This is a genomic window from Halovenus rubra (genome assembly GCF_026586665.1).
In the GTDB taxonomy this organism is placed as follows: domain Archaea; phylum Halobacteriota; class Halobacteria; order Halobacteriales; family Haloarculaceae; genus Halovenus; species Halovenus rubra.
On the sequence record NZ_JAODIY010000039.1, the window covers coordinates 1 to 16914 of the forward strand.

Consider the following 16914-nt stretch of genomic DNA (forward strand, 5'->3'; position numbering starts at 1 on the left):
CATACCTTGAATCCGACTTCCTATCTAGTTAAAGTGACCATTTCTATCGCTAGTGAACGCTGTCAGATAGGTCTGAGTTGAATTTGTAACCGTGCAACAGGCTATGCCACTTTTTGTCGACGACGAGACGCTCCCTGAGGCAGTCGCTCTGTTGAACGAGTTCCCACCAGCACCAGGTTCTGCTTCCAACAGTTCGTCGTCCTCAATGCTACTAAACGCGAACCGACTACCTGGCATCACCCCGGACAAATCAGACCTGCCCTCTGAGAACGGAACAGAGGCCGTTCCACAGACTGCTACTGACAATGGTGACTTATCCCCGAACGAACTCGCAGACTACTACGATGGCATCTACACACTTTTAGATGCAATACCGGAGACCGCTCATCCTTGCTGGCAGGAGGCAGTCGAGACGATCCTCTTTGGAGGCGAGTATCTATACTCAGACGCAAGCTCCTACGGTGAACAACAGAATGAGCGAAACAAGTTCGGAATGACAGAGTATAGAGCTCAATACGGTGACGGAAGTCGAGTAACAGACTTCCCGACGATACCGACGGCAACTCCTGTCGACGACAAACACTTTGTCGACAGTGAACTCAACGTTCCGGTCGCACCCAAGTCAGAGACTGTTCTTCCACTGGCGCCGACCTCCGAGACAATACTTGACGCCCTGTCTCTGTTAGCTGAACTGCCTGCCACACCCGATGGCGATCTCGAAGCAGAGTATAGTGGTTCACTGCTCGATATTGATGCCCTCCGTACTGCGTTTGAGGAGCAGATTTCTACTCAAGATCCACCCGAAGCAACTTCAACAGAACAGACCGCTACTGAAGAGACGGCTACAACACAGTCGAACTCCCAATCTGAACCCTCTTCCAGTAAGACTTCTTCACCAACGACATTGAGAGCAGAGGACGCTGGTGAGAGTAGCAGCGCAATCGATGGGGAAACTGAATCCGACGGATCCCGGAAATACGCTGATCCTGAGGCCGAACGCGCACATCGTCGTGCCCAGCAGCGCGACCCATCGGATATAGTTGAACTCGGAGACGAAATTACACTGACCCTCAAGCAGGTCGATTACAGCTCCCGTCCTCCGACAATCATGGGCACGAAAAATCGTCTCGTCATATTCGTCGTTGATGCACCGCAAGACCTCTCGAAGTATGACACGATCCAAGCGACTGTTGTCGATTATGGTGGCAAGAACAACAGTGCTGAAGCCGCATTTTCGGGATACAGCTGACGCATAGTTGGATCTGACTTTTATTCCGGACTAGCGTGTCGACTTGAGGGCCTTTCTCCCACTAACATTTGCAGCTTAGGACGTATCTTCCTCGTCCTCCGCTGCTTTAGAGGGCCATGTGGGATCCTCCGGACGCGGAATCTCCTCTACCAATTCTTTCTCGAACTTCGATGCCCTCCATGCGATGACGTTCTCCTTCCGCTGCACGTACTTTTCATCAGTATCCAGCCAGCGAGCGATTTCTTCGTAACTGTGCTCTCCACAGAGTAGGATCATCAAAGCAAAATCGAAGCGGTCTAGATTACTCTCGTTCGCATCGGCGTCGATGCGGTCAAGGAATGCTTCCTCAGCGCCCTCCAGAAAATCCATAAGTATGCCATACAGTTCTTCGTCGTCGAATCCGTCGAACTCAAACCCATCAGTAACATCGTAATTGCCAGAGCTGCTTTCTTCGACATCCCACCGGAGTTCCTCAAGACTCGCTCTATCACAGCTCTCAAGGGTTTTGAGGTGATCTTCGTGTTCTCGTTCCCAAGTTGCGATCGTGTCAGCGATTGCTTCCGACTGCGCATGATCGATATACGGTGAACACCCACGTCTCGCGATGACCGACTCGATGTTCTTTCCTGAGATAGTCAGAAGGACGGACGCACATTGGTCTGTCTTCTCGAGAATCTCCGCGACTTCTCGGCGGGATTCCAGCTCATTGAGACCAGCGCGTTTCTGTGCATCGTGAACGAGATTGTTTCGTCGGTCTTTGACATCGACGAGTGATCCATGGTCTCCTCCAGTCAGTATCTGTATATCACAAAGTGTCTGTAGCCGCTTCGCGTGGCCCATGCTTCGAACGTGTTCGGTGATACTATCGAGACGTGCTTCCTCCCGAAAGAGTTCGTTGAGGACTGTTTCTGTCGTCAGCTCCTCAATGAGTGCTGAAGCAAGGAGAAGATATGAGAAGAACGATCGTTCAATCTCGTTATCGATTTCGTCAGAGGAGCGGAGTTTCTCAGCGATCTCATCCCGCTGCTCGAGATAATATTCGAGAACGTTATCAGAGTGCCCGACCAGCGAGTTTTGGCGCTCTACGTATGCAACCTGAAGTAGTAATTCCTTCTTGAACGGAGTGTTCTCGCTCAATTCTTGGCATTTCTGAAGTGACGTTGTGGGAAGATGGCGGGTCAGATAATCGATGTCATCGTAAACCAGTGGGGTATTCGTCGGACAGTTGTCTATGATCGACTGGAAGTCATCATCATCTGATAATTCGTTGAGTGCGGTGCGAATTTCATCGACACTCAGTTCTCGGAGATCTTCTGACTGTTCTGATTCATCACCGGTTGGCACAACACGGTATGACGCATCCGCATCTCCAACGATGACCACTGGCCCCTCAAGATCGAGAACCTGATATTCACCGATGGGACTCAGAGAGACCGAGTCTGAGTCTATTGTGAATGAAATATCGAGATCAGTATCGTCACACACGCGTCAAAACTGCAAAGGGCTCTATTCGACTTGGGCTTCGTACTCGTCCCAAAGCGTGTCGATGTCTGTGCCGGTCTCCTCGGAAATGTGGCGCAGTAGCTGCGCCTTGTTTTCGAACCGTCGGAGCTGGCCCTTTGCGCTCATACATTATCGTAATCGGTTCTGCAGTAATAAATCACGGGGATGCAGTGAACCATTCCTCCACGAAACTATGAATTGTACCCTTGTATCAAATACGAGGTATTATGAGATACCGTTTAGCACAGTTCCTATGGTCGATTTTTTAGAACAGCTACTTCACGATACCCTCTGGGAGTGGTTACGTCGCCAAGACCGATACTGTGAGATCGGTTCAGAAATCACACTTGGAGGTAGTGGCCGTATTGATTTGCTTGCAAAGACGACGGATAGCTTACTAGTCGGGTTCGAAGTGAAAGCCGATGTCGCATTTAGTGAAGGCCGGGCAGATGGTTTTGATCTTTCAAAACAGCTGTCGAAGTATGCATCGTCAGGTTATCTTGACGAATTATACTACGTTTCACCGGACGTGTCTGTCTTTGAGGAGCTTGGTGACTATGTCACAGACCGTATTATCCGACGAAAAGTGTACATGGGATTTGGTTGGTCGCTTTACGAGGATGGGTTCGAGGATATGCCCTCTCCGTCTACTGATTCATCACTTGCAGTCGAGGTTCACGGAGTTTCAGAAGAGAGATTCAACGAGTGGCGAGAAAAAATTCAGCAGACTCGAAAAGAGCTCAAATCATCTCTCCCAGAGCACTTTGTGGATCAATTTGAGATGGATCAATTCATGTCCAAGGTTGCTAAGCATGCGAAAGATGATCCGAACTCACGCAGCTTCGATTACGACGTATTGTCGTTTGAAGATGTAATTGAGGAGCTCCTCCAGCTACAAGTAGAGACCCCACAGGAGGTTGGAACAATAGAGATACCTTTTGAACTAGCGGAGCCACAAGAACCAAACTATCGTTTGGAACTCCAAGATGATCCAGAGGATCTCTTTAGCAAGCCTCCAAATCTGGATGTCACAATTAGCCAGCGAGCCGAGCGGCTAAATCGGATGAACTCTGTTGAGATCCCCTCTGATAACGAGGCCTGGGTTCAGCACCACGTTTGGCGGGAGATGGGGAATATTCGTGAGGGCTATATCCCCGTTGGGAATGGAAAGTCACGTCAGATTGATGTAATCGGTTTTAGTGGTGGAATCCACCCCACTGACGTACTTGAGAATGGTGGTGAACTCATTGGGATCGAAGCGAAAGATGGAAAATTGCCCAAATCACGCCATAAGAAGATAACTGAGCAACTGGTGGCCTATCATGAAAGCGGTGCATTGTCTCAAGTATATTTGGCTGTGCCAGCCGCTGCAAAGGGACGCGGTGAATTATTGCTGCACAATGGTCCCGACAAACTAAATGATGTTGGACTGATAACAGTGGACTTGGATGGCCGGACGAAGATTCGAACCCCAGCGAACGAATTAGAACTCAAGTACGACGGATATCGAACATCGCAAGGATATCTTCGTGCAGTGGCATTCGGACGGTTGAAAATTCAGGAAGCGGATCAATTCATATCGATACTTGACAGCTAAAGGGGATTGAAATATCAGGGATTTCTTTGTAGTCAGGATTCACAGGCGTAGTATGTCCAAACCAGATATCGTTGCCCTCGACGATGCCTCCACGTACGCTTATTCCTCACACATTCGTATCGAGGGGACGGAACTCCAGATCGGAGATTTACTCTTAGTGTTCGATCATGATGATGAGCAGACGGTGAACTTCTTCGAGCGCGTCTACGGATTCAACTGGCCCGGAGTCATCACCCATCAGATCGATGGGCCTGTCCCAGCCGAGATGCACGAGTACGAAAACCTTGCAGAGGACCTCGCAAGCGGGAAGATAGCCGTCCCGCCGGAGATCGCACAGACTAGTTTCTTCGTCGACGACAACACGGTTCGGACGCTCTCACTCTATGAACACTCCTACCGAGATGGACAGCAACCGATCTTGATAGACGAGATGCGTGACCCGCTGAGCCGATCACCGTCTGAGCAGACCGTCACGCTCTGCACCAACGGTAACGATGTCGTCGAGGAACTGTTCGAGGCAAGCCCCCCTTCGTCAAAGGCTGAAGCCGAGGACGTTCTTGACTTCTTGGACACTGCTGGCTACGACACAGACGACGTCCCTGAAAGCAGGCGATTCTAGAACATCTCATATCATCAGATATCACAATATAACAACCTCTGTCTCTGTGGGTCTTGTACTGCCTGAACAAAGCGGTTCGGTACTTCAGCCCCATCGTAATAGCGACTGGCTATTTCTCCTTTGGCTCTGTGAAAGCACCTCTCCTCGGCTGGTAGATAAGATAGAAATATACGCCCCTCCCATATTGTGTGCAGTGTTGCGGTCTCGAGATGAAATCGAAAATGGGGAAATGGTCGACGAGATTGAGGTACGTGTCTTAGACGCGCACCAAGGCCCCACGACATCGCTGGCCTGGAAACTCACTGTCGAAGATCAGGCTGAAAATAAATTCGACGTAAAAATCTGGTACACCCACGACGTGGATGTTCATATACGAGAAGGGTGGCGATACGTACTCCATGACGGCCGTGGCAGGAAATGGGACCACAGCGAAATTACGCTTCAAAGTACCTCCGATTTCTCGGTTACTCGTCCAGAAGGTGTCGTAGAGTTACTTGCACTCGGTGATAGTCACATAGGACGAGAAAACCGACCGAAGAACACTGGAGCCCCCTACCGAACCGCTCGTCAGTTCCTCACAGCGATGGGCTATGCCGCTCGATACGACGTCGATGCTGTCGTCCATGCTGGCGATTGCTTCGACGATAACCCGACTGCCACCGACTGTATGATCGCCGAGAACGGTTTCGATATACTAGCTCAATCCGACATTCCGTTCTTGTTCATCTATGGGAACCATGGTGTCTCAACAGCAAAGAGCTTCTTCGACCGACTCACTGATGTCGAACTATGTCATCTCGGTACCGAAGGGATCACTGTCGGTGATACAATTGAACTGTTCGGCATAGACAACGGATCAGAGGCGAGTGTCCTTGATGCAGCGTCTAACTTCGGAAGTTCTCAGATTGCCGGGAACCAGTTACTGGTAGTACACAACGAAATTGCCCCGCCCCGTCTAAAGAATGGGGTTTCACTATCAGCGTTGTTCGAACGGGCGGGTATGACGTTTGACTGCCTGTTGGCTGGTCACATACACAACTGTGAATCGGCCGAATCAAAGGGAGCGAAGATACAGCATCTCGGCTCAACAGCTGAGCTTAGTACCGTCAGGGGTGCGGTACACAATTCCGCATGGCTGGTACGCATTGCGTCAGGCGAAGTTTCCCTCCAACGAATAACAATCAGCTAAACTCCTGCTACTGTTAGCTACCCGTCATCTCGCGGTCGATGAGGACGATCGATTCGTCACTGAGCTCGTCCAATTCCTCTTGGACTGTCCGCATGCGGTTCAAGACCGTCTCCGCTTCCGAAAGTAGCTCAGATACCCGATCTTCGGTCGGACGCTCGTCAGCGTCGACGACGTCGGTCACCTCGTCGGTGATCGTCGCGTTCGGTAGCTCCTGACGGAGTTCCTCAGCGACACGCTGCAACTCTGCCCATGCACCGCCACCCGTCCTCGGATCGTCCGCTTCATCGATGAGCTGCTGTACTCGCTGGAGCGACGGTGGCCGAGAAGAACCGAGTACGGTCTCTACAGCTTCGGTCGTCGGTGAATCTGGGTGCTCTGCACGAAGGGTATTCCCTACCGATTCCAACTGTGCCCACGGACTCGGATCTCCATCGAGAATTTTGTGGACGTTTTCGTATGTTCTAGCCTGCTGTCTGACGCTGGAAGCGACGAGTGTTGCTTCTTCTATCTGGCCGCCATCCCACGCAGTCTCGAACACCACCTCGATGCTGTCGAACGAAACGCTACTAAACGTGTCTGTAGCGTCATCGAGCAACGTTCGAACCGACAATTCGTGCTCCTGCACCCACGTCGTAAGAGCCTCACAGATTTCCGTTGGGTCTGATTTGTCCACCGCCTCACCAGTGATTCGACGGTACTGATCTGAGAGGACGTCGACGCGGTGGCCGGTCGCGTCGGCGATCCGGGTTGTCAGCGTCCCCTTCGTGGGCACGGAACCACTTTCGGCCGTGGTCTGCATTCGTGACGTGATCGTTGCGCTGGGATACAGCGACTCCAACAACTCCAGCCTCCCTGAAAACTGGGCCCAGAGCGATTTCTCGCCATCTTCGACGGCAAAGAGTTCACGCGCGTCTGCGAACGTCTCGGCATCTGATTTGACGCTATCGTCGACGAGATCCGAAGTGGTAATTTCTCCACCACTGTACGCTGGTGACAGTGCGCTTTCGAGAGCATCCAAGGAGAGATCGAACTCACGGGAAACGCCCTTGAACGTCCGTTTGACGAGGATGCTGTTGTCGTCTACCCATGCTTCGAGTTCGTCAACCCATGCATCCGGGTCATCGCCTTCTGGATCATGATCGAGGATAGTCGAGACGACCGTGCGGATTTCCTTGGGATTGGGGCCAATAGCATCGAACCGAATCTGGAGGGAAGTGAGACCACTCTTTGTATTCACCTTTCGGCCGATTGTGGCAGGATCAGTCACATACGCTGTGTCTTCTTTTAGAGCGACTTGTTCGTTCGAGGTGGCAAGCGTGATTAGTAGAGCCGCAATAGACTCTCGAGGCGTACCACGGAAGTCTCCGTTGGCGATCCGTGTTTGTTGGAGCAAAGTCTCGACATCGACCGCCTTCTGCGATTCATATTCATTGATGAACTCACGACACCACCCACTATCGCCGATTGTATTGCTCGACGTATCTACACCAAGCATGACTGCATCAACATCACTGAGGGGCCAACTACCACTCTCTCGGAAGAATTTCGCCATGGCCTTCGCATCATCTTGCGCTCGGAGCGGTTTTGAGAGAACCTTTCGTGCCGATCCAAACACGGACTGAACTTGATCTTCGACGACTTCTTCGAGTACACTCGGCCGCTCGCCACGGTACTCGTGAACCGTGTGGACTGATGCATTCTCCAGGAGATCGGTCACGGAAGACTCCAGCCGACGTTTGTCAGTTCGATGTTCTCGCTCAAGTTCCTCGTGTGCCTCCGTCTCCTCATCAAGGACTTTCCCCATACCGAGGACATTCCGAATCCTGTCGAGTGTGGTTTCGGGCACTTCAATTGCGATGAGGATATGCTCTCCACCACCTCGGCCGTCGTTTACCTCCTTCCACATCTCGGCCTGATCAGTAACCGTCTCTGGATCGTCGGCCAGCACCCGAATCCGAACGGCATCGAATTCCGTCGTTGGAGCTCGACCAACTGGATCAAGGATAGAGTACTCGTACCGGAGCGGGACAAGCCGTTCGTCGCCGACATCCGCTTCGTGAAGGCTACTATCGCTCCGGAAGAAGCCGTCGTTTTCTCTGAGTCGGGTCTCTAACCACGCGGACAGCTGATGCGGCGAAATCTGCTCAGCTTTGGTCTGGGCTCGGCTGAGAATACTCTCCTGTTCTTCCGAGACCAGCGTGTATACTTCGTCGCCTTTGTCGTTTGTTTCCGTGAGCACCTTTCGCTTGTCGACGAGCGTGTTCAGCGCTGATTCGGTCTCTTCAACACTTTCATCGACAGAGGCGTGGACATCGTCGAGCATCAGCCGACCTAGGTTTTCCGGCGTTGCTGGAACGGCCGGCGTCTGGTTGAGGAGGTACAGCGCTTTGGATACCCGAACCTCCCAGGCGTTCTCATCGCCGTCAAAGGTTGGGACCAACGTATTGTCCAACATCTCCTGCACCCACAGCGGGACATACGTCGTCTCCTCGACGAGGAGGTCAAACAGTTCGTCCCATGTGACAAGAGCACCCTCCTCGGCTGTTGCCCAGTCGAACTTCGTGAACAGCGACCGAACCAACACAAGCAGCGCTCGACCCTGTATGTAGTCCCGATCTGTCGCTCTCCCCTGGGTGATCAACTCCTGCATCACCTTTCGGAGCAAAGTGAGATCGTACTCGCGGAAGGGATACGACTCGATCGGGTCGGGATCGGCGCTGCCGACTGGCGAATACGTTTCCAGCGACAGATCAGGCATCGATGAAACGAGTGACGATACCCGCTCATTGCCCGAACTATCTTTCTGTAACCACCGCTTCCGGACGATGATCTCGGTGTCAGCACCTTCGAGTGGAACCTGCTGGTGTGTCCAGTGGTCGTCCGCCGGCTCACCGATGAGACTTTCGCGTGTCGCCGGAAGCGAGTACTGCCCAGTCGTAACAACGACCGGATTCGGGCCGTGTTGGAGGGCTTCCATCGTTTCCTCGAACTCACGGTAACGATGCCGGCTATCGCCGACGAACAGCGCAACCTCGTCAAGTCCGAGGAGCAACTCGGTCTGTGGACCGCCTTCGTTCAGTGCATCAGTGACAGTCTCCACTCGCTGTACCAGTTCTGCGGGATCGAACGACTCTGGGTCGACATCGTCCTCTGCTCGCTCAATGGATGCTTTGACGCCAGCTTTAGTATCGAGCTCGGTGCCTACTGTCTCCGTCAACGATGGAAGTGCTTCGTAGAGCCACCGACGTAGAGATGCCCGTTCTTCGAGAACATCCTCGAACGTCTGGCCGTCGTACTCGGCGTCGATGAGCGCGTCCCAGATACCGTCGTATTCCATATCGACGGTCCAGGCCCACTCGAGCAACCAATTCGGGTCTGTCGGATAGCCGAGTTCGCGACCGATTGCCTCGAAGATGAGAAACGGAAGCGGCGGTTCTTTCGAGGCGTCCCGGTCGAGGAGATTCAGGAAGACCGGCTTGAGTCGATCAACGTGTGAGTCGGCGATCGAGCGGGCAAGGTTGTCAAATCCGGGCCACTGCTGAGCGAGTTCATCGCCAAGATGTGCGAATTCCGATTCACTGTCTGCGACAAGCCCGATGAGTTTCAGGAGGTGGGTTTTCCCTGATCCGAAGGTCGCGTGTAGATAGAGGAAGCGTGCTGCTTCTCCGGGATGGGTTTGGATGACCTCTCCGAGCTCTGTAAGTACACGCTTTGCACTTTCAGTTTCGTGGAACTCTGCAACATCGGTCTCTGCTCGCTCTCGAGCATTGACCTTCTGGACTTCTTCGAGCTGGCGTGTCGGATCGCTACGAAATAGCTCTTTGATACTCATTGTTGGAGATGCACCTCCTGGACGGGGCCCGGAATCTGGTGCGCTGGATAGTAGTGTCGTGGTTCTCCGTCGAAGAAACTCAGCTTCCCTCCGACGTCATCACCAGGGTACATTACACCGATGGTAGATCTGACGTTGCGACGGTCGAGTTCGTCAAGGAGTTCGGACGCCCGGGTGAACGGATAGAGGCTCCCGAGATTGAGCAGCAAGACAACGTGTTGTTGCGTTTCCAGCCGGTCATCGTCGATCTCGTTAGTAATCATCTCTTCGACAAGCTCCTCCGCCAAACGATCCTGCATCGTCTCTTCGATACGCGCAGCAGTAGTCTCACCACCCAGTGCCACAGAGAGATTGTAGACCTTCGTCTTTGGAAGGAGTTCGTCGAGCCAAATCGGTTGAACCGTAACCCCTTCATCGACAGCTGGAGGCTTTTCTGTGCCTGTCGCCCATTCGCTAAGTCGATCTGCAACCCGGTGTTCGACTGAGGGATCGACAGCTGCGATCACGAATGGGTTCCGGATGCCAGCTTGCCCATCAGCGAACGTACACAGCTTCTCTTTGAATGCAAGATATGGAGAGTCAGTCATCGAATAATCACCCCCGAATCAGTCTGCTCTACATCTAACTCTCTGCTCTCGACGAGGTGTTCGAGGCGCTGATTGATTCCCTGCCGGTCGTCCGGAAGAACTCCGATTTGATCCACATCATCGGGTGTCCGATCGCCGACGATTGCCGCGAGGCGGTCAAGCCTGGATTCGAGTACGTCAACGCCATCTTCAGTAGCGTCTGTCCGGGGTTGCACACCAGCGATGTCATCTCCCACCGAGGCCAGCGTATCTTCGTCATCTGATGTAAGTGACGTGACTGCCCCGTCTACGGTTTCGTACCAGCCTCGAAGCTCACGAAGCGGCGTGATGTAGATTCGCTCGAAGGCGACATGAACACTCGACGGGAGTTCTGTTGCAGGAACGACCCACGGATGTTCTTCGAGCCGCTCCACGAATGCAGCGAGTCCGTGATCCTCGACGTACTCGTCCCAAGAGCGTTGGAGTTCGGCGCTACAGTCCGTAGCAGTCTCCCCAACCAGTACTTTCCACCCATCGGTCGTCCACCAACTTCCATCGAACGCATAGAGAGCATCACGCTGCGCCGCGACCAACGACTGTGCCTCCTCATCGATCCATTCGAACGCACTGTCGGCGACGACTAATTGCGCATCATAGCGGTAGAGCGATAGGAGCCGTCGATTCCAGACATCTATGAATTCGTCGAGCCACTCCTGTCCGGCATTAGTCTGTTCAATCGCATCCCCAAGTCCGTCCCCCTGAGACCTGACAACGGCGAGCCGGTCAGATGTTGCACCAATGCGATCTGATAACTCTTCGATGAGAGCGTCAAGCAAGTTAGCGACAGCGTCCGAACGGATATCGGTGTCGGCAACCAATTGGACGTCCTCTTGGAGACCAATGAGCGCCGAACGGAGCTGTGTATTCGCTTCTTGGAGATTGATCAGTCCATCAGCGACCGTCTCTGTAGTCTCCTTGAAGCCACCCTCTTCGAGGAGTTTCCCAATCGGTTCACGTGGGAGGAGTTTCAGTCTCGTCGTCGATAGCTGGTTCTGATCGAGAACAACTTCATTTGCGAGCGTGTTCCCACCTTCGTCGACAGGAACGAGTCGACCTTCCCGACAGAATCCCCAGATGATGGCACACAATGCAGGGCGGGCCTCATCGTAGAACGGCTTTTCGTCGGTGATTCCATCGAGGACCGTGTTCATGTTGAGGCCATCCTCCTTATCCTTCAACTGCCGGCCAGTGAGCGACAACACGTTTCGCTGAATGCTTTTCTTTCCTTGACTTGCAGATGGATCCGAGGAGGGAACCTGTATCGTATGTGCCCACGCTGGGAGTGGATCTTCAGTGGAAAGCTCGGCGAGTTCCTGCAGTCGATCGTCGGTCACCTGAAGCATCATCGGGTGGAAGTCGTCCGGATATCCGACATCGACGGCAGTTTGCACTGCCTTTGTTAGACTCCGGATGCCCGTTCGATCTTTCACCGTGTAGGAACCACTCTGCAATGCGCTAGCGAGTTTGCTCCTGACAGCACTGGCCCGCTGGGCGAGATCCCGTTCAACGGCAGTTGGGACCTCGTCTGTTGAGACTGCGTCCCGGAGAGCCCACCACTTGACGATGTGCTTTCGCAGGTCGTCAAGTCCATCGGTATCGATTTCCCAGTAAAGGGTTTCTTCATCTCTGTTTTCTGTCGTGTAATCAGGTCGAACGCCCTGAATTGCTATGGGGATATTTAACCCACCCTCAGCTTCTGTGGCGGTTTCGAAGTCCTCCCCGTCAAGGCTGAATTCGTATGCAACCGGATACTCATCACCCGAGTCACTATATGGGACAGATTCTGGAAGGTTAAGTTCCTGAATAATGTCCTCCCATAGATGAGTGTCTATTTTATCGAGAACTTCAGCCCATCTTGGCTTCTCCTCATTTTCCTCTGCATCTTGGTAGATGCGGCGTTCTTCCTGTGTGGCGAACCGATATCTGGCACCAGATTCGTCCTCATTCGGTCGGATGAATTTTTGGAGCCTATTGAGTGAATCTTCGACTCGGTTCTGCATACTAATCCACGACTGCCCGTTGAGATCGGACATCACGGAGACAGCAATATTCCCTTCATTAACTGGGACGATATCATGGACGTGCTGCAGCAACAATACTGCTTTCGCCACATCCAGATCGAATTCTTCGAGATTGCCCTTCGCGACTTCATCTGCAATACTTCGCCCCCCCTTTTCTTCACTAATCTCTTCAACTTCGTCATCGTCGGGTAGCTCTCCGATAACTCGAACGTCTTTCTCGAGGGTCTCCTCCAACTCTGGTTTGATCAGTTCATAAAAATCGACCAACGTGACGACGTGGTCAGCTTCTCCATCTTCAACCCAACTCTGGAGGAGATTGTGCATGAGTGCGAGAATCGCGCGAGCTGTCCCCGAGAAGATTGATTTTGCGGGATCAGAAGCTTCCTGCCTGAGATTGAACAGGATTTCGAGGAACAGCGGAGCGTGATAGGGAAGGAAGGGGTAGAACTCGACAAGTTCACCGTCATCGATGCTGTCGAGCGGTGGTTTCGTATTCTGCTTGATTTCGTTGTAAACCAGAGATTCAGTCGGTTTCACCGAAGCCTCGTCGAGTACCTCACGGACTCGGCGCTCACCTTGGTCGGACTTCTCGAACAGACGCCGCTTTGCGATGTCACCTACGTGTTTACTGGGTAGCTGGTAGCGATGTGGGAAGCGGTCTTTGACGATACTAAAGTCGGCACCATGAGCGGCGAATTTCGGCTGGACGTCTTCGATCTTGGCTTGCGCAGTCGTAACGAGCTGAATGTCGCCATCGCCAATATCGTCGATATTTTCTGCGAGCGTCTGGAGTTCAGTCAGGCGTTCAAAGTCCGTCCCGATAAAGAGACTCACCTCGTCGAGAAGCAGCACCAACTTCACCGGCGTCCCTAACTCTTCCTCCCGCTCTTCTCGCAGTTGATTCAGCCGTGTCACCACTTCCTCTGGATCGATATCCGAAGGTCTGAGATCCGTGTACCCATCACGGGTTTCGTTGACTTCCTCGAAGAGTTTGGGGAGCACCACATCTGCGAGCGCATTGTAGCGCTGGATATCTTTCCAGAGGGTCTCTGAATCCCAGTCGTATCCATCGCTTTCGGCAGTGACTGTTTCAAGCACCTCTTGTGCACGGGTCTGGCGGTTGGGCCATGCATCAGTCGTCCGGAACCACTTCTCGAAATACGCGACGTCAAGTTGTGATGAAAGTCCACTCGAGATTTCGTCGTTGACGCCGGTCAAATCGGGATCCTGATGGGCATGTCTGAGAACAATCTCGCTGAAACTTCGCTGCTTTTGCCCCTGGTATTTCAGGAGATTAATCGAGACGGGAATGACGTAATATTTGTCATGGATACTCCGCCAGTGGTCACGCAATTGATCCACACTGGCATCCTCTGTTACTTGCGTAAGATCATCCCAGACATCGTTATATTGTCCTTCGAGCCAGTCGGTGTCGAGCAATCCGTCGAGGACAGTCAGAAGATGACTCTTTCCGCTGCCGTAATAGCCATAGAGCCAGTAGTTCGACCCAGTACGCATATCGTCCGCCTGGCCGAGCATCCGGTCGACGAAGTCTTGAATAAAGCGTTGAGAGTCCGCAGTTACGTGGTATGACTGGATGGCACGCTCGCGATGATCGCGTTCATCCCTGTCGATACGAACCGATTCCTCGAAATCGTCTGGAAGGTCTTCAAACCAACTCGCATCGACCATCAACTGTCACCTCCATTTTGAATCCATGTATGTGTTTCTTCACTAGGGCGTAAGTCAAGATCTCCGTGAAGTTCGATATATTCCCATGCATTGGTGTTTGCCGCACGGTCGAACAGTTCTTCCCAGCGTTGCTCCGGTTGGAAAAGGTATAGCAATCCTCGGGGAGCTGTAATCCAATCTTCATCGCCGGTTTCGAACGAATAGTCCAATGCGACGAGAAGTGGAATAGTCCCTACAGACGGGGGATCCCCTTCTACGGCTTGTTGGCCCTCAAGTACACCAATTTCACGCATTACAGATCTGATTCCTTCGCACCACCGTTCCGTTGTCGACTCTGCGTAATCGAAGCTGCTGCCATCGGAATAGGTGAGGTTGCTAAGGATTGGTGAGAGAGTCTCGTTCGAGAAATCCAGTGGGTTCGGCTCGCCCCGAGCTAAACGAGTACTGTACTCGTGGACGACGTACCGAACCAAGGTATCGTCAAAAATAAGATACAGATAGAGGATTTGCGCCTTGTCTCGGGTCGTGTCACATTGGTCAAATACTTGCGGGAGAACACTCGGATTTGGGAGAGCTGTCGGTGCATTTTTGAAACGCGACGTCAGCACCCGGAAAATTTTCTGAGAGCTTCCTCGTGTGCTCCGATTCGAAAGGCGCTCGTCGAACCAGATCTCTTTCACATCGTTCCAATTCCCTTGGTCTGCATAGAGCTGAGCCAGTTCCTCAGCCCGATCGACAAGGAGACCACACATCGTTAGATCCATGTTGACCTCGTCTGGTGAAAGTTGTCCAGACAAAGATGAGAGAGGAGCGTCACCTCCATCGGATATGAGGCTCATACGTTGGTAGACTAAACCGACCCACTTTATATTTCGTCTATAACGACACGCTACCGACTACCCGGTTATTGTCAATATAAAACACCCCAAGCGCTGGAGAGAGATAGTACCCTAAATGAAGTATGCGAGATACTAACCAATTATTGCCCCTCCACCAATAGGTTCACCAAAGATATGACCGGAATTGTAATCTTACCTGCTGGTCGCGACGACGCTTTCGAGGACTACCAACAGTTCGTACGCGACGGCCACCCAATCGACGACATCGAACCCTACCTCAATGAGGAAGATTTCGAGTTGTTTCAGAAGACATCGGACGCCGACCGCGTTCACGTTTGGGGGACCTCAGTAGACAGCACGTGGCAGAACGTCGAGCGCAATGACATCGCGCTCGTCTACCACGATGGTGGATTCGTTGCAAGAGGTCAGGTCCTTCAGTTGCGACACGACCCTGACCTTGCGGAGTATCTCTGGAAAGAAAGCGTTGATCACGGCCGCTGGGACGATGAAAGTCCATGGGAGTATATGACCTTCCTGACCGATATAGAGGAGATCGATGTCGATATTGAGGAATTCAACGCACTCGTCGGCTACGACGAGACCTATCGCCCTCAGGGCTTCACTCGAGTCGCTGACAAACGCCTCGATCAACTTGCTGCCGAGGAATCTGTCGAAACTGCCATCGCCGAACTCACAGATGCTGGTGAACGTGTCCATCCTGTCGACGATGAAAACGACGGCCCAACGCCAGCACTTGCCGATCAACTTCAAGACGCCAGTACGGACGGCGACGCTCACCAAGAGTTCGAACAACTCGTCGCGAAAGCATTCTCTAGACTCGGCTGTACCGCAGACTGGATCGAAGGTGGTGGCGACACCGACGTCGAAATCCGCGCTCCAAAACACGTCGTCGTCGAAGTGAAAGCTCGTAGCAACGGTCGAGTCAATTCACTAGAGGTCACCAATATCGACAAGCACCGCCGTCAACGTGGGGCTGATCACGCTATCGTGGTAGCTCCTGGATTTGCCCCAAAAGTCATCGATAACGCCGAAACGACAGAGCTGACCACCATCGCCGTGGACGAGCTCGTTGAACTTCTTGATCGGCGAGAGCAGTATGCAGTCCCACCGGAAGAGACGATGGGACTCTTGACGCGATCAGGAGCATTCCAAGACGATAGGCTCGATCTCCTCGATGAATCCATCCAAGACCGCATCACTGCTGGAGAAACGGTCCTCGCAGTCATTCGCGCACTTGAACGCGCTGACGGTTCCGTCGAAACAGCTGAAGAGGTTCGCTGGATCGTTGTGGGAATGGAAAATTCAGACGACATTCCCGCCATCAGAGAAGTTCGATCTGCGCTGCAGTTGCTTACTCATCCGAGTCTCGGCGTCGTAGAGCAGGACGAAGATGGCTATCGAGTTACCACTGATTACGAGAACGGTGTCGAATTAGTTCAGTCGCTCGGGGACATCGTTCGATCCTCCACTACAGGTGGGTGCCCCGAATGAAACTCTTGCAATAGGCGTCACTATTCTCGACCACGCTATTCCCTTGATTACTGAGTCGGTCAATCGTGGCTCAAAAAGTCCGACCGCCTGAGTTACCCATTATCGATAGACCTCCGTATTCGTCAAAATGTTGGTCGTGTCGCAAAGTCCTCTAGAGTTCAGTAGCAACTGACTCCCGTGAGGAACGGGACGCCTCTGGTGTCCACCCAAGAGGTGTCCCATGCACGCCACAATC

Annotated in this window: 11 protein-coding genes; 5 read left to right on the plus strand and 6 right to left on the minus strand. The window is 52.7% G+C overall.

From position 1 onward, the window contains the following. The first annotated feature begins 103 nt into the window (after positions 1-103). A complete protein-coding gene (locus tag N5098_RS15360; protein WP_267638760.1) occupies positions 104-1249 on the plus strand; it encodes a hypothetical protein in 1146 nt (381 codons plus the stop codon). 75 nt (positions 1250-1324) lie between these two features. Here the strand turns inward: N5098_RS15360 and N5098_RS15365 are convergent, their stop codons facing one another. Both N5098_RS15365 and N5098_RS15370 read right to left on the minus strand, forming a co-directional pair. Beyond that, on the minus strand, positions 1325-2734 hold the full coding sequence (locus tag N5098_RS15365) for a hypothetical protein (RefSeq protein ID WP_267638761.1): 1410 nt from the start codon (positions 2732-2734) through the stop codon (positions 1325-1327). 21 nt (positions 2735-2755) lie between these two features. Beyond that, complete coding sequence (locus N5098_RS15370) at positions 2756-2878, minus strand: hypothetical protein (RefSeq protein WP_267638762.1); 123 nt, start codon at positions 2876-2878, stop codon at positions 2756-2758. 127 nt (positions 2879-3005) lie between these two features. Here N5098_RS15370 and N5098_RS15375 point away from each other — a divergent pair, with 127 nt between their 5' ends. The 3 genes from N5098_RS15375 (at position 3006) to N5098_RS15385 (ending at position 6157) form a co-directional block, all read left to right on the plus strand. Next, entirely contained in the window at positions 3006-4349 is a 1344-nt protein-coding gene (locus N5098_RS15375) for a hypothetical protein (RefSeq protein ID WP_267638763.1), read from the plus strand. A gap of 52 nt (positions 4350-4401) precedes the next feature. Next, entirely contained in the window at positions 4402-4968 is a 567-nt protein-coding gene (locus tag N5098_RS15380) for a hypothetical protein (protein WP_267638764.1), read from the plus strand. 193 nt (positions 4969-5161) lie between these two features. Further along, positions 5162-6157 carry a metallophosphoesterase family protein gene (locus tag N5098_RS15385; RefSeq protein ID WP_267638765.1) on the plus strand — a complete coding sequence of 332 codons (996 nt, stop codon included), beginning with the start codon at positions 5162-5164 and terminating at the stop codon, positions 6155-6157. Between the two features lie 13 nt (positions 6158-6170). Here the strand turns inward: N5098_RS15385 and N5098_RS15390 are convergent, their stop codons facing one another. Genes N5098_RS15390 through N5098_RS15405 form a run of 4 tightly spaced genes read right to left on the minus strand, consistent with a single transcriptional unit; the run spans position 6171 to position 15167 of the window. Further along, a complete protein-coding gene (locus tag N5098_RS15390; protein ID WP_267638766.1) occupies positions 6171-9989 on the minus strand; it encodes a hypothetical protein in 3819 nt (1272 codons plus the stop codon). Further along, a complete protein-coding gene (locus N5098_RS15395; RefSeq protein WP_267638767.1) occupies positions 9986-10576 on the minus strand; it encodes a BREX protein BrxB domain-containing protein in 591 nt (196 codons plus the stop codon). The genes N5098_RS15390 and N5098_RS15395 overlap by 4 nt, the downstream gene beginning before the upstream one ends. Continuing rightward, positions 10573-14328: a hypothetical protein gene (locus tag N5098_RS15400; RefSeq protein WP_267638768.1), complete on the minus strand. Its 3756-nt coding sequence runs from the start codon at positions 14326-14328 to the stop codon at positions 10573-10575. Before N5098_RS15400 ends, N5098_RS15395 begins: the two co-directional genes overlap by 4 nt. Further along, positions 14328-15167, minus strand: coding sequence for a BrxA family protein (locus N5098_RS15405; protein ID WP_267638769.1), 840 nt, complete (start codon positions 15165-15167; stop codon positions 14328-14330). Before N5098_RS15405 ends, N5098_RS15400 begins: the two co-directional genes overlap by 1 nt. A 174-nt stretch (positions 15168-15341) precedes the next feature. Here N5098_RS15405 and N5098_RS15410 point away from each other — a divergent pair, with 174 nt between their 5' ends. Further along, on the plus strand, positions 15342-16679 hold the full coding sequence (locus N5098_RS15410) for a restriction endonuclease (RefSeq protein ID WP_267638770.1): 1338 nt from the start codon (positions 15342-15344) through the stop codon (positions 16677-16679). Positions 16680-16914 lie beyond the last annotated feature (235 nt).

What these genes read in the sequence shown, in the direction of transcription:
- N5098_RS15395 (WP_267638767.1), bottom strand. Translation starts at nt 10,576, where the DNA reads ATGACTGACTCTCCATATCTTGCATTCAAAGAGAAGCTGTGTACGTTC.
- N5098_RS15390 (WP_267638766.1), bottom strand. Translation starts at nt 9,989, where the DNA reads ATGAGTATCAAAGAGCTATTTCGTAGCGATCCGACACGCCAGCTCGAA.
- N5098_RS15380 (WP_267638764.1), top strand. Translation starts at nt 4,402, where the DNA reads ATGTCCAAACCAGATATCGTTGCCCTCGACGATGCCTCCACGTACGCT.
- N5098_RS15410 (WP_267638770.1), top strand. Translation starts at nt 15,342, where the DNA reads ATGACCGGAATTGTAATCTTACCTGCTGGTCGCGACGACGCTTTCGAG.
- N5098_RS15405 (WP_267638769.1), bottom strand. Translation starts at nt 15,167, where the DNA reads ATGAGCCTCATATCCGATGGAGGTGACGCTCCTCTCTCATCTTTGTCT.
- N5098_RS15370 (WP_267638762.1), bottom strand. Translation starts at nt 2,878, where the DNA reads ATGAGCGCAAAGGGCCAGCTCCGACGGTTCGAAAACAAGGCGCAGCTA.
- N5098_RS15375 (WP_267638763.1), top strand. Translation starts at nt 3,006, where the DNA reads ATGGTCGATTTTTTAGAACAGCTACTTCACGATACCCTCTGGGAGTGG.
- N5098_RS15360 (WP_267638760.1), top strand. Translation starts at nt 104, where the DNA reads ATGCCACTTTTTGTCGACGACGAGACGCTCCCTGAGGCAGTCGCTCTG.
- N5098_RS15400 (WP_267638768.1), bottom strand. Translation starts at nt 14,328, where the DNA reads ATGGTCGATGCGAGTTGGTTTGAAGACCTTCCAGACGATTTCGAGGAA.